General features: G+C 54.6%; 12 protein-coding genes. 6 read left to right on the top strand and 6 right to left on the bottom strand.

Annotated features, from left to right (window positions below):
* Window positions 1-88 precede the first annotated feature (88 nt).
* Window positions 89-1555 carry a sodium:proton antiporter NhaD gene (gene nhaD, locus A6R74_RS00280; RefSeq protein ID WP_064232387.1) on the top strand — a complete coding sequence of 489 codons (1467 nt, stop codon included), beginning with the start codon at window positions 89-91 and terminating at the stop codon, window positions 1553-1555.
* A gap of 118 nt (window positions 1556-1673) precedes the next feature.
* On the opposite strand, the gene A6R74_RS00275 is transcribed toward nhaD, so the two are convergent.
* From A6R74_RS00275 to A6R74_RS00265, 3 genes are all read right to left on the bottom strand, one after another.
* Entirely contained in the window at window positions 1674-2273 is a 600-nt protein-coding gene (locus A6R74_RS00275) for a CBS domain-containing protein (RefSeq protein ID WP_064232386.1), read from the bottom strand.
* Between the two features lie 132 nt (window positions 2274-2405).
* Window positions 2406-3791 carry an ATP-binding protein gene (locus A6R74_RS00270; RefSeq protein WP_064232385.1) on the bottom strand — a complete coding sequence of 462 codons (1386 nt, stop codon included), beginning with the start codon at window positions 3789-3791 and terminating at the stop codon, window positions 2406-2408.
* Window positions 3788-4468 carry a response regulator transcription factor gene (locus A6R74_RS00265; RefSeq protein WP_064232384.1) on the bottom strand — a complete coding sequence of 227 codons (681 nt, stop codon included), beginning with the start codon at window positions 4466-4468 and terminating at the stop codon, window positions 3788-3790. Before A6R74_RS00265 ends, A6R74_RS00270 begins: the two co-directional genes overlap by 4 nt.
* A 225-nt stretch (window positions 4469-4693) precedes the next feature.
* Between A6R74_RS00265 and A6R74_RS00260 the strand changes: the two genes are divergently transcribed.
* Together A6R74_RS00260 and A6R74_RS00255 are read left to right on the top strand one after the other, a co-directional pair.
* Window positions 4694-5692: a GNAT family N-acetyltransferase gene (locus A6R74_RS00260; protein WP_064232383.1), complete on the top strand. Its 999-nt coding sequence runs from the start codon at window positions 4694-4696 to the stop codon at window positions 5690-5692.
* A 208-nt stretch (window positions 5693-5900) separates the two neighbouring features.
* Window positions 5901-6761 carry a c-type cytochrome gene (locus A6R74_RS00255; RefSeq protein ID WP_064232382.1) on the top strand — a complete coding sequence of 287 codons (861 nt, stop codon included), beginning with the start codon at window positions 5901-5903 and terminating at the stop codon, window positions 6759-6761.
* A gap of 87 nt (window positions 6762-6848) precedes the next feature.
* Here the strand turns inward: A6R74_RS00255 and rep are convergent, their stop codons facing one another.
* Window positions 6849-8918 (bottom strand): DNA helicase Rep, encoded by a 2070-nt coding sequence (gene rep, locus A6R74_RS00250; protein ID WP_064232381.1) that lies wholly within the window; start codon window positions 8916-8918, stop codon window positions 6849-6851.
* A 96-nt stretch (window positions 8919-9014) separates the two neighbouring features.
* Between rep and A6R74_RS00245 the strand changes: the two genes are divergently transcribed.
* Window positions 9015-9485, top strand: coding sequence for a tRNA (cytidine(34)-2'-O)-methyltransferase (locus A6R74_RS00245; protein ID WP_064232380.1), 471 nt, complete (start codon window positions 9015-9017; stop codon window positions 9483-9485).
* Here A6R74_RS00245 and pyrE read toward each other — a convergent pair whose 3' ends face one another.
* The gene (gene pyrE / locus A6R74_RS00240; RefSeq protein WP_064232379.1) at window positions 9486-10151 is read right to left on the bottom strand and encodes an orotate phosphoribosyltransferase; all 666 of its coding nucleotides are present in this window, start codon (window positions 10149-10151) and stop codon (window positions 9486-9488) included.
* Window positions 10152-10436: 285 nt separating this feature from the next.
* On the opposite strand from pyrE, the gene A6R74_RS00235 reads away from it, so the two are divergent.
* On the top strand, window positions 10437-11204 hold the full coding sequence (locus tag A6R74_RS00235) for an exodeoxyribonuclease III (protein WP_007112246.1): 768 nt from the start codon (window positions 10437-10439) through the stop codon (window positions 11202-11204).
* Between the two features lie 104 nt (window positions 11205-11308).
* Here the strand turns inward: A6R74_RS00235 and rph are convergent, their stop codons facing one another.
* Window positions 11309-12031: a ribonuclease PH gene (gene rph, locus A6R74_RS00230; RefSeq protein WP_205634119.1), complete on the bottom strand. Its 723-nt coding sequence runs from the start codon at window positions 12029-12031 to the stop codon at window positions 11309-11311.
* A gap of 161 nt (window positions 12032-12192) precedes the next feature.
* Here rph and A6R74_RS00225 point away from each other — a divergent pair, with 161 nt between their 5' ends.
* On the top strand, window positions 12193-13071 hold the full coding sequence (locus A6R74_RS00225; protein WP_064232377.1) for a YicC/YloC family endoribonuclease: 879 nt from the start codon (window positions 12193-12195) through the stop codon (window positions 13069-13071).
* Window positions 13072-13114: the final 43 nt, after the last annotated feature.

Raw genomic sequence — 13114 nt, 5'->3', positions numbered from 1 at the left:
CTTATGCGCAACCGTTGCGTTGCAGCATGTGGTTAGGGTGCTTATGATCGTGGCGGTCTTCCCTCCCTTCTGATTGGATAACATTGCTATGAAACCACCAAACGTCCTCGTAACCCGGCAATATGCCAGCCGGGTCGCTTGGCTGTTGCTCGCCTGCTGTCTGTTTGTTTTTCCTTCCCTCTCTTATGCCGCCGCCGGGCCCCTTGATCTTACTCTTTCGCTTGCCGGTATCTCTTCTGTCGTGATCTTCGTGCTCGCCTACGCGTTGGTGATGAGTGAAGAGCTACTGCATATGCGTAAGTCTAAGCCGGTACTGGTCGCTGCGGGGCTTATCTGGGGGCTAGTGGCTTGGGTTTATGTACAAGCGGGGATGCCGGAAGAGGCGGAAACCGCCTTCCGTGAAACACTGCTTGAGTACGCCGAACTACTGCTGTTTTTGCTGGTCGCGATGACCTATATCAACGCCATGGAGGAGCGTCGGGTATTTGATGCGCTGCGTTCCTGGCTGGTGCGTAAAGGTTTCAGCTACCGCACGCTATTCTGGATTACCGGTGTGATGGCCTTCGGTATTTCGGCGATCGCCAACAATATGACCACCGCCATGCTGATGTGTGCTGTGGTACTCAAAGTGGCCGAAGGTGACAATAAGTTTATCGGCCTTTGCTGCGTGAACGTGGTGGTCGCCTCTAACGCGGGTGGTGCCTTCAGTCCGTTTGGCGATATCACCACACTGATGGTGTGGCAGGCAGGACAAGTACCGTTCGAAGGCTTCTTTGCGCTGCTGCTTCCCGCGATAGTTAATTTCATGGTGCCTGCGGTCATCATGAACTTCTTTATTGTTAACCGTCAGCCTGCCTCGCTTAAGGAAAACGTCTGGCTCAAGCGTGGCGCGCGGCGCATTATCGTGCTGTTTTTAATCACCGTGGCCATCTCGGTACTGTGTCACTCAGTTCTCTATTTACCGCCTGCCATGGGCATGATGTTTGGTTTGGGCCTGTTGCAGTTCTTTGGCTACTACCTGCGCCGCAGCCTGCCACGTTCGCTTGAACGCAAGCGCGAGCGCTACTCCCGCCGGGGTGACTGGAAGAAGCTGGAGCAGCTTGGCAGCGTCGTTCCCTTTGATATTTTTAGCCGTATCGCGCGCTCCGAGTGGGACACACTGCTGTTCTTCTATGGGGTAGTCATGTGCGTAGGTGGCCTTGGCTTTATGGGCTATCTCAGCCTGCTTTCCGAAACGCTCTACGGCAGTTGGAACCCGGTGTGGGCGAACGTGGTACTGGGGCTTATCTCGGCCGTCGTCGATAACATCCCGGTGATGTTTGCGGTGCTTTCTATGGCCCCGGATATGAGCGAGGGGAACTGGCTGTTGATTACCCTTACCGCCGGTGTCGGGGGTAGTTTGCTTTCCATGGGCTCCGCTGCGGGTGTCGCCCTTATGGGCCAGGCACGCGGCATCTATACCTTTGCCGTTCACCTGCGCTGGGTGCCGGCCATTTTATTGGGCTATGCTGCCAGCATTGCGACGCATCTTTGGATTAACGCCGGTTTATTCTAGACAGCGTTAGGTGCGTTAAAACCTAAAACGCCCTTCACCGAGGAATCGGTGAAGGGCGTTTTGCTTTATGCATCCGGCAGTTAAAGGCGATTAACTTAAAACGGTCAGCGATGAAGTGTTATAGGTCGTGGCCGGTAATGACCTGGCAAATCTCCGCGAAGCTCTTCGCTCTGGGCACTGGGTTAATCTCTTTATCCACTGCACTCTGTATATCGCTGGCCGAAATAATGCCGCGAATTCTAAGTTCATGGTGATCATTTTGCTCGGTGATTAACAGGTGTTGCTCGGTGAACGCTTCCATCGACATCACCAAGTCCTCAATTGTCAGCGAGGCCAGCTGGGCGACGGGCATGGCGCTGAGCTTGTGCCACGGGGTCATAATCATTTCCGCCGTTATATCTTCACGCGAGAGATTGCGCTGCTGCATGGCTAAATTAATACGCCGGGTGCCAATCATCTCTTTGGAGGTAATAATGCCGACACAGTGCGCTTGGTGATCCATGACGAATAGCAGTCTTACACCGCTATAACGCATCTTATGATGAGCCTCATCGATAGGGGTATCGGCATCAACCGATTGAGGCGCTACTTGGGAAAAATCGGTCAGCACGGTCATGGCAGGGCTGGTAGGCAGTAGCCGACGCGCTGCTGGCATGGCGAGTAGTGGCGCTGAGCTCAGTTGAATTAAGGGTTTATGTGAAAAGGTGACTTGGTTCATCAGGGGAACCTCCATGTGGAGAAAAGGGCGAGCCGTTGGTATCTGGCTCACCATGCATCTCCACAGTTGCACGCAATTCTTATCGCAATCTTAAGAGAGTCATAAAACGCCGCTTAGTACACAAAGAAAGTGTTATTCCTCTTTCGGGCGCTGCAGAGAAATACGTATGCGCAATCCCCCGCGAGGAGCGTCATCAAGTTGTAGGGATCCGCCGTGACGCGTGACCAGTCGCTCAACAATGGAAAGTCCTAACCCTGATCCTGCGCTGGGGCCAGCACGCTGAAAACGCTCAACCACTTTTTTGCGTTCATTGATCGGTATGCCTGGGCCCTGGTCATCCACCATTAACTGGAAGCCTTGTGATGTCATCGCTAGTGTGATGCTGATTTCACTTTGATTAGGCGAGTGTTGGATGGCATTACCGACCAAATTCTGTACTAGAGTTTCAATGGCGCCCGGTTCTTCTAGCATTAACCAATCCGCCTGTTCATCCGCGTTTAGCAACAGCTGCTGCTCGCGTTCAGCGGCCAGGGGCGAAAGTTTGGCCAAGGTTTCTCGCACTTCACTAAGCAAGTGGCTAGTACGGTACTCGGGCAGGGACTCCTCTTCAGGCTCCAGGCGAGCCAGCGTTAATAGCTGGGTGACCAAACGCGTGGCTCGTGCAACGCCTCCGCGCAGGTGGTTGAGTGCCTCTTGGCGATCTTCGAGGTTATCGGCAGTCAAGGCGTTCTGAGCGTGTAGATCAAGAACCGCTAAGGGCGTGCGTAGCTCATGGGCGGCATCGGCAATAAAGCGCTTTTCGCGCACACGCATTATGCGGATTCGCTTTAACAGCCGATTAAGCGCTCCGGCGATAGTGTCTAACTCATGAGGCAGGGGGCTAAGCGTTAAGGGCTGCAAATTATGCGGATCACGGCTGCGAATTTGCTCAGCCATGCGTGATAGCGGTGCTAATCCCCAACCGATAGACCACCACAGCAGAGCGGTCAGTAGTGGCAGGCCAATGAGGTCGGGCATCAATGTGCGTAGTGCAACCGCTCTTATGATATCGCCGCGAACGTCCTCACGCTCGCTAACGACAATTCGCTGAGTGGAATGGGTGACTTCAAGTACATAAATGCGCCATTCGACCTCATCAATAGAGCGACTAATGAAGCCTGAGGGGAGACTCTCCAGAGGTGGTTCGGGGGCATTGGCCGAGCGTAGCAGGAGGTGGCCCTCTTCCCAGAGTTGGAAGCCCAACTGACTATCCGCACGGTATCCCGCAAAGCGGCGATCAGACCTCGCCGTACCCCCAAGGGCATTTTCTAGACTACTGAGCAGCGCGCCGCGTGTCTCATCCGGCAGTGGGGCTTGCAGTAGGCCTGCTAATAAACGCGCGTCTTGCTCAAGACTGGCATCGTACAACGCTTCAATTTCATGGGCAGCGTAGCGATAACTGATAAAGCCAATCACCAGCATGCTAATGCCAAACACCAGCAGCGCTAGCCCAAGTGTGCGTTGGCGAATAGAGGTCATGGGTGCTGATCCTTATCCGCTTTATCCATTACGTAACCAATGCCGCGCAGCGTGCGAATCAGGTTAGGAAAAAATTTGCGCCGGAGGTGGTGCACATGGACTTCAATGGCATTGCTTTCTACGTCTTCATCCCAGCCATAAACCAAGCGCGTTAGCGTATCGCGGGTGAATACTCGCCCAGGGTGGCTCATAAACTCTTGCAGTAGGGTGAGCTCGCGGCGTGATAATGCCACAAGTTTCCCCTGATAACTCACCTGCATGGTCAAAGGGTCAAGGCGGATTCCTCTGCACTCCAAGGCACTGTTGACTTGATCACTACTACGCCGCAACAAGGCACGGAGGCGGGCTTTTAATTCAGCGACTTCAAACGGCTTGGTTAAATAATCATCGGCACCCGCATCTAACCCCGCGATGCGTTCGTCAACAGCATCCCGGGCGGTTAACACCAAAATAGGCACGCGATTGCCTTGCCGCCGAACGGCTTCGAGTACCTGCATGCCATCCATGCGTGGCAGCCCCAGGTCGAGAATGACTACGTCAAAGGGTTCGCCTTCCTTTAATGCAGCCAGAGCGGTAATACCATCGCTAAGGTGATCCACCGTGAAGTGCTCGGGCTTTAACGCCAAGCGAATGCCCGAGGCTAAACTTGGGTCGTCTTCTACCAACAATATACGCATGGCGGGTTGATTACTCCTTCAGAACGATTCCTTCAAAACAATTCCTTCAAAACGATTTCTTCAAGACGATTTCTTCAAGATAATCGCCATCATGAAAACATGAAATAAGCCCTGATAAGGGTGGCGTATAAAGGCTTAGGAAGTCAGGATAAGGCTATAAATTGTAGGCTAATAACGTAGCACGCTTTATTACTCCTTCGGAGCTCTACATTTGATTGATCAGCCATGACGTCTCAGCATCCTTCAAGCACCCCAAAGGTAATGCCTTGCCCACCCGATAAGCGACGCGAGGCGCTGCTGCAGCTTGCTGCCGCCCATAACCCTAAGCTTCAAGCCGCTCTGAGCGCTGCAGTAAAGGCAATGTACAATCAGCCAGATGCCGAGTGGGAAGGGCTATGGGTAACGCTTGAGGCGGGCCAGCTAACGGCTGCTATCTGGGTGCAACGCCTGCCCATGAACATGGCGCAGCTGTGGCTGCCAAAGACGGGGTTACCAAAGACAGGGTTACCAAAGACAGAGTTACCGAAAGCTGGTGTGTCGAGAGCAGGGGGAGAGGCCGCCGATTTGTTGTTAGATAGGGCTCGTCAGTGGGTGAAAACGCAGAATATTCGCCTGTGTCACCTGGAGCTTTCTTGCGAAGACGCCGACACGGAAGGGTTGTTGCTTAAACACGCTATGCAGCGGTTAGTCTGCTTGGCGTATTTAACCGGTAGCAGTGACCGCCGCTTAGCGATGAATGAAGCGGTGCCGCTGTCACTGCAGCCATTTGGCGGGCTTTCTCAAGCGGATCAGCTGAGCCTATTGGCCGCAGTAGGGCAGGATTCGCTGGATAGCCGTCCTCTGCGCGACGTACTCTCGGTTAAAGAGTTGTTAGCTGGGTTTTATCAGCAGGTTCCCCAAGCGCCTCAGCACTGGTACGCCGTTGGTTATCAAGGTGCCGTTGTAGGCGTGTTACTGCTTGCGCCGCGCCCGGCGCTTGGCCGCTGGGAGCTAATGTTAATGGGACTTACACCGGATTGGCGCGGCAGAGGCTTGGGTCGTTCGCTGTTAAATAAAGCCCTGGAGCTTGCCCAACAGGCCGGCGTTCAGGAAATGGTGCTGGGCGTTGATGAGGTTAACTTACCGGCTAAGCGGCTCTACCAGCAGGCCGGTTTTGTGCGCTATGCACAGCAACGTTTATTAGCGTGGAAAGGTGGTGGTGAGAAGGACGAAGCGCCAAAATAAGGCGTAGATAGTACCTATGGATCACGTAAGCGCGCTTAGTAGCATTTTCTTGTGCTTTGCGTTGCCGTTATACTGGTTCTATAAGCGTGTCTTGGCGTCTCGGCGATGCATCGTGGATTTTAGCGCTGCCGCGCATAGGGTTTGAGGCAACGGTTAAGACAGAGGTTGAGAACAAACGTTTGATGACAATACTCAAGAGGTGGTGAGAGTGAAAGCTAAGCTGATCATGAGCGGGCTGGCGGCCCTCGGCTTCATGGCGGGCACATCCAGTGTTTATGCCCAAGATGATGCCGCACGTGATGCGATTGCCGAGCGTTTGGCGCCGGTAGGGCAACTCTGTTTACAAGGCCAAGACTGTGGCACCGCGGCGGCACCGGCGGCAGCCGCTAGCAGCGGCGGTGATATCGACGGAGAGGGCATTTACGGCAATGTGTGTAGCGCCTGCCACGAATCCGGTGCTGCGGGTGCCCCTATCCGTGGCGATGAAGCGGCCTGGGCCGAGCGTACTGAGCAAGGCTTTGCCACGTTGCTAGAGCACTCGATTAACGGTATTGGCGCAATGCCCGCTCGTGGTGGCAATCCCAACCTTTCTGATGAAGAGATGGAAGCAGCCACTGCCTACATGGTTGAGCCGGTCATGGAAGTACCTGAATTAGGCGGTGGCGAAGAAGCGGCTGCTGACGAAGGTGCAGTGGAAGAAACCGCCGCTGCGGAAGATGAAGCAGTAACTGAAGAAACAGCAACTGAAGAAACAGCGGTAGCCAGCGACGACGCGGCGAGTGAAGAAGACGCGGCAGCATCAGAAGAAGCGAGCGGTGGTAGCGGCTTAGACGGTGAAGCGCTGTACGCAAGCTCTGGCTGTGTAGCGTGCCACGCATCCGGTGTAGCGGGTTCGCCTATGCTGGGCGATTCTGAAGCTTGGGCAGCGCGTTTAGAAAAAGGTGCTGATGAGCTCTACGCCAGCGCCATCAACGGCATTGGTGCAATGCCAGCCAAAGGCGGTAACCCAAATCTGTCTGATGAAGAAGTGATGGCGATTGTCGATTACATGGTGGCTGAAGTTGAGTAATCGCTGGTAAGCATGCCACTTAAGTAGCGTATCTATCTTATCCACAGGGTGTTTTTTCGTCGCCCTGTGGATTGTTTTTCCTTGTTATTATCCAAGCAGCGAACGCAGCCCCGCAATGGCGTCTTTGCCACGGGCCTGTTTTTTCTCGGGATCCTCTTTATCTGCACGACCTTCCCACTCTAAATCCTCCCCAGGCAGCTCGTCTAAAAAGCGGCTCGGTTGGCAGTCCATCAGTTCACCGTAGGCTTTACGCTGGCGCGCAAGCGTCAAGGTTAGCGTGCGCCGTGCCCGGGTGATGCCCACATAGGCCAAGCGCCTCTCCTCTTCTACGGTGCCAACCTCAATGGCGTTGCGGTGGGGTAGCAAATCTTCCTCAAGCCCCATTAAATAAACGTGGGGGAACTCGAGGCCTTTTGAGGCGTGCATAGTGAGCAGTTGAACGCGATCGGAGTCATCCTCTTCCGCCTGCTGCTCCAGAATATCGCGCAGCACCAAGCGTGAAATCGCTGCTTCCACACCATCGGTTTCCGTATCGGTGGAGTCAGTATCCTCTTCCGGTTCGCGGTTAAGCGATTTTTCCAACTGATCAATGAGAATCCACACATTGGCCATACGTCGTTCAGCAACGGTGGGCGCGCTGGCGTTTTGGTATAGCCAGGCCTCGTAATCCATATCCCGCAGCATGTCGCGAATGGCGGCAATCGCATCACCTTGATCCATACGCTTACGCACACCATCGATGAAATGGGTAAAGCGGCTTAAGCGCTCCGTAGCTCGTGTCGGCAATACCTGCTCTAACCCAAGCTCATGGCAGGCAGCGAACAGCGAAATGGAGCGCTCTGTAGCGTAGTTGGCGAGTTTCTCTACCGTTCCAGGGCCCACTTCACGGCGCGGCACGTTCACAATACGTAAAAAAGCGTTATCGTCAGCGGGGTTAATCAACAGGCGCAGGTAGGCCATGGCGTCTTTAATCTCGTTGCGCGAGAAAAATGACGTGCCGCCGGAGAGCTTGTAAGGAATCTGGTAGTGCTGCAGCTTAAGCTCCAACAAACGGGCCTGGAAGTTACCGCGATACAGCACCGCAAAGTCGCGCCACTCGGCTTTTTCCTTGATGCGCCGGGTAAGCATTTCGCTGGCAACCCGCTCGGACTCCGCCTCTTCATGGCGATTCACAATTACCCGAATCGGCGCGCCGTCGCCCATATCAGACCAAAGCGTTTTGTCATAAATATGAGGGTTATTGGCGATGAGCGTATTTGCCGCGCGCAAAATCGTACCGGTCGAGCGGTAGTTCTGCTCCAGTTTGATCACTTTCAGGCGCGGGAAATCTTCACCCAGGGTAATCAGGTTTTCAGGCCGGGCGCCGCGCCAGGAATAAATCGATTGGTCATCGTCGCCTACCACGGTAAAGGTGGAGCGCTCTGCCATGAGCAGTTTCACCAGCAGGTACTGGGAGACGTTGGTGTCTTGGTACTCATCCACCAGCATATAGTGAATTTTGCGCCGCCAGCGCTCCAGCGCTTCAGGGTCGCGCTGTAGCAGTACCACCGGGAGCAGAATCAGATCATCAAAATCCACCGCATTGTAGGCTTTTAAGTGGCGTACATAGGCTTCATACACCCGGGCGGCAAAGTGCTCATCGTCATCGGCGGCAAACGAGAGCGCGTCGCTGGGCAATACTAAGTCATTCTTCCAGGTGGAAATTTTGCTCTGCACAGCGTTGATCTGCTCGGCATCCACCTGGGCGTCTTTGTTCATCAAATCGCGCAGCAGCGCTTTGGCGTCTTCCGGGTCGAACAGTGAAAAGCCTGGCTTATAGCCCAGGGTTTTAAGCTCACCGCGGATAATATTCAGCCCCAGGGTATGGAAGGTAGAGACCGTTAACCCGTGACCCTCCTTGCCATGTAGCATCTGGCCCACTCGCTCTTTCATCTCCCGGGCGGCTTTATTGGTGAAGGTCACCGCAGCGATCTTACGCGCGCTCATCCCACATTCTTGAACTAAATAGGCAATTTTGGTGGTGATTACGCTGGTTTTGCCGGAGCCTGCGCCCGCCAGCACCAGGCAGGGGCCATCGATATAACGCACCGCTTCCTGCTGGCGCGGGTTTAGCCCTTTAATACGGCTAAGAATGCTTTTTGGCGTTGCAGGCGTCATGGCGTCAGTGATCCTCTGCGAGAGTTGCTAGGCGATTTCGATTACAATCGGCGGCGCTTAGTAAAAGCATAATGGGCGAACAATAGGCAGGTGGCGATGTTTGAAGTAGCGCTTTTTGAACCGCGCATGGCGCCCAATACGGGCAATATTATGCGCTTGGTGGCCAATAATGGCTGCCGGTTACACCTGATTGAGCCGCTGGGCTTTGACCTGGAAGAGAAAAAGCTGCGCCGCGCCGGGCTGGATTATCGTGATCTTGATAACGTCACTCGCCACGCCAATTTTAGCGCCTTTCAAGCGGCGATGCAGGGGCGGCGCATCTGGGCGATCACCACCAAGGGTACGCGCAGCTACAGCGATGCCGACTTTGCCCCCGGCGATGTGCTGCTGTTCGGTTCGGAAACTGCCGGGCTTTCACCCCAGGTGCATGAAGCGCTCCCTGCCGAGCACAAACTGCGCCTGCCCATGCAGCCCAATAACCGTAGTCTGAACCTCTCCAACGCCGTGGCTATTGTGAGTTACGAGGCGTGGCGCCAGCAAGGTTTCGCTGGCGCAGGTTCGGTCTAATCAGTTAGCAATGCCGTAGCGATCACGATACGCCCTGATCGCTTCGGCATAGGCAAGCATTTCGCTACCGGCATGCTCTTCAAGGTAAGTGAGCACTTGCTCTAAGGTGACGATACTGACCACCGGCATACCGTACTGGGCCTGCACTTCCTGAATGGCGCTCTGCTCGCCCTGACCGCGCTCCTGGCGATCTAGGGCGATAATTACGCCCGCGGCGCGGGCACCGTTCTGCTCAATTAACGTCATCACTTCGCGAATCGCGGTGCCTGCGGTAATCACATCATCAATGATCAAAATATCGCCCGCGAGTGGTGCACCGACGATGTTGCCGCCTTCGCCGTGAGTCTTGGCCTCTTTGCGATTGAAGGAGTAAGGCATATCCCGGTCATGATGGTCGGCCAAAGCCGCCGCCGTGACTGCGGCCAGGGGAATGCCCTTATACGCTGGGCCAAACAGTACATCGGCGTTTAAATCGCTATCGACAATCGCCTGGGCGTAAAAGCGCCCAAGCTTGGCCAGCGCTCGCCCGGTTTGAAACAGCCCGGCGTTGAAAAAGTAGGGGCTAACGCGACCAGATTTCAGGGTAAACTCGCCAAACTTAAGCACGCCTTGCTCAATGGCAAAGGCAATGAAATCGCGCTGGTAGGGTTGTAGAGTGGTGGCCACGGTATTCCTCACTAGGCGGTAGGAAGCCTCTGATTAACTATTACGCTTGGCCATACGGCGTTAAAAATCGCCTCAAAATGCTCATTTACACCCCGTAAACTCCGCTTTTTCGTTGATTTTTGCCTTGTCTGGCCTGCGCTCATTACATTAATCAGAGGCTCCTTAGGTTTAAATCGGCACGAAAGCAACAATAAAAGTAGGGTAAATGGCAAGTTTTAGCTGCTGCCTTTACCCAAACGTCTAAACGTCGGGTATCATACAGCAGCGACGCAAAAGGGACGATTTATGAAAATTGCCAGCATCAATGTCAATGGTATTCGTGATGCCGTCGATCGTGGCTTCCTGGACTGGCTGGCTCAGCAGGATGTCGACGTGGTCTGCGTGCAGAACATCAAGGCAAAAAGTTTTGAACTGGGTGATCACATTCTCTATCCGGAAGGCTATGAAGGCTATTTCCTGGATGCCGAAGAGGATGGTTTCTCCGGTGTGGCACTCTATTGCCGCAAAATCCCCAAGGCGATTATGTATGGCCTAGGGTTTCCTCAGTGTGATCATGAAGGACGTTTTCTGCAGGCGGATTATGAACGCTTCAGTATCGTCTCCTTCCTGATGCCTGATGGAAGTGACCAAAAAGCCAAACAGGCGTTTATGGAGCAGTATCAAGAGTACCTGACGAAGATGTCGCGCAAACGCCGCGAATACATCCTCTGCGGAACTTGGCATATTGCCCATAAAACCGTTGATTTGGCTAACTGGTCCGACAACCAGCTCACTTCGGGCTTCCGCCCGGAAGAGCGCGCCTGGATGGATCAGGTGCTTGGCCCCACCGGCTTTATTGACACCTTCCGCGAAATTAATCGCGATGCAGGTGAATATACCTGGTGGCCAAAGCTTGACCAAGACGTGCCTCGTGAGCGGCAGGAAGGCTGGCGGATCGACTATCAATTAGTCGGCCCCAACTTCCGCCGCCACGTGGTCGACGCGTGGATTGATTACGATGCGACTTTCTCCGAATTCGCGCCGCTAATCATTGAGTACGACCTAGCGCTTTAAGCGTTAGACAACGCACTTTTCCCGCGTCGCAGTCTGTCAGCAGTGGTAATAAGCAACAAGCCGACCCTTGGGTCGGCTTGTTGCGTTGCGGTGCTCGCTCGCGTTTAGCCTCGAATTCCCAGCGCTTCGCGCTGCTTCTCGCGCAGCTCATCACCGGCTTTTTCGGCCAGATCAAGCATCGCGTTCAACTCGGCGCGGGTAAACGCACCTGCCTCGGCGGTACCCTGTACTTCGATCAGCTCGCCGCTTTCGGTCATTACCACGTTTAGATCGGTATCGGCTTTGCTGTCTTCCGGGTAGTCCAGATCCAGCACCGGCACGCCTTTATAAATGCCTACAGAAATGGCGCTGACCAGCTGCTTAAAAGGATCGCTTTTGATTTTCTTTTCGCGCTGTAAATAGCGGATGGCATCCATCAACGCCACGCAGCCACCGGTGATTGCCGCGGTGCGGGTACCGCCATCGGCCTGGATCACATCGCAATCCACGGTAATAGTGAACTCGCCCAGCTTCTTCAAATTAACTGCGGCGCGCAGGCTGCGGCCAATCAAACGCTGAATTTCTAGCGTGCGGCCACCCTGTTTGCCCTGGGTCGCTTCGCGGTTGCTACGCGAGTGCGTCGCCCGGGGCAGCATGCCGTACTCAGCGGTTACCCAGCCCTGATTTTTGCCACGCAGCCAACGCGGTACCGTGGCTTCTACGCTGGCATTACACAGCACCTTGGTATCGCCAAACTCCACCAGTACCGAGCCTTCCGCATGGCGGGTGTAATCGCGGGTTATGCGAATATCACGCAACTGGTCGGCCTCGCGACCGCTGGGACGCACAACATCAGGACGCTTAGCACTGCTCACAAATAGTACCTCTCAATAAACACGTAACTAGGAAAAGCCCTCCATTGTACACGTCTGGGCGTGCGCTGATTGGCCTATCGGGTAGACTGGACGCAATGCTATATGAACTGCTATTTACTTTATTAGGATAAATCATGGCCGCTTCCAGCCGCGTACACAGCATGACCGCCTTTGCCCGCACCGAGCAGGCCGCCAGTTTCGGCACTCTGCAGGTGGAAATCCGCTCGGTGAACCAGCGCTATTTAGAGCCGCATTTTCGCCTTCATGAAAGCTTGCGTGACTTAGAGCCGATCTTGCGCGAAGCGCTGCGCACCCGCTTGGCTCGTGGAAAAGTTGAATGCAGCGTGCGCTTTGAGAGCGCCGACACCGCCTTGGCCCCTGCCGTGAATAGCGTTCGCCTAGCCGCCATTGCGGATGCGCTAAGAGCCATCCAGCAGCAGGTGCCCAGCGCTGTGCCGCCCACCACGCTTGCGCTTCTCAATCAGCCCGGCGTAATGGAAACCCAGCACCTGGATCAAGATGCCATCAAAGCCGCCGCCAAAATGCTGTTTGACCAAGCGCTGAATGAACTGATTGACGCCCGCGCCCGTGAAGGCGACAAGCTCGCCGAGATGATCACCACTCGCCTGACAGCAGTAAGCGAACAAGTGGCCACCGTGCGCAGCCTGCTGCCGCAGATTTTAGAGCGTCAGCGCGCCCAACTGTTGGAACGCCTTGAGGTCGCCAAAACCGAACTCGACCCGCAACGCCTGGAAGCTGAGCTGGTGCTCGTTGCGCAAAAAGCTGACGTAGATGAAGAGCTGGATCGCCTTACCGCGCATATCGAAGAAGTGAGCCACCAGCTGGCCCAAAAAGGCCCCAAAGGCCGCCGACTGGATTTCCTAATGCAGGAACTCAATCGCGAAGCCAACACGCTCTCATCAAAATCCGTGGTGGCTGAGACGACCCGTTGCGCGGTGGAGTTAAAAGTGTTGATCGAACAGATGAGGGAGCAGATTCAGAATATAGAGTGATAGAAAATGAAACTATATTTTCTAAATATGCTATTTTTTTGCA

The organism is Halomonas sp. ALS9 (assembly GCF_001651035.1).
Taxonomy (GTDB): domain Bacteria; phylum Pseudomonadota; class Gammaproteobacteria; order Pseudomonadales; family Halomonadaceae; genus Vreelandella.
The sequence above is the reverse complement of the archived record's forward strand: the minus strand, read 5'-3'. Positions and strand labels throughout refer to the sequence as shown.